Source organism: Mycobacterium arosiense ATCC BAA-1401 = DSM 45069 (genome assembly GCF_002086125.1).
GTDB classification, from domain to species: domain Bacteria; phylum Actinomycetota; class Actinomycetes; order Mycobacteriales; family Mycobacteriaceae; genus Mycobacterium; species Mycobacterium arosiense.
Genome location: NZ_MVHG01000401.1, coordinates 1 through 236 on the forward strand (window position 1 = coordinate 1; position 236 = coordinate 236).

The following is a 236-nucleotide window of genomic DNA, read 5'->3' on the forward strand; positions in this document are numbered from 1 at the left end:
GTCCAAGTCGGTGATCAGCAAGCGTGTCAGCGATCTCGAACGACGCCTCGGCGTCCGCCTGCTTTATCGCACCACGCGCAACGTCGAGCCGACCGAGGCCGGGCATTTCTTCTACAAGGCCGCCAAGGCCTCGCTGCAGGAACTCAACAACGCCGCGGAGATCGTAGCCCTGCGCGAGAACGACCTGTGCGGCGAATTGCGCATCGTCACCCCGATGAGCTTCGGCACCCTCTGGC

Annotated in this window: 1 protein-coding gene; it reads left to right on the top strand. The window is 64.0% G+C overall.

Features of this window, described 5'->3' with window-relative positions; all coding sequences use genetic code 11:
• A partial coding sequence (locus BST14_RS32340) for a LysR family transcriptional regulator (RefSeq protein ID WP_142279742.1) occupies positions 1–236 on the top strand: 236 nt, incomplete at both ends.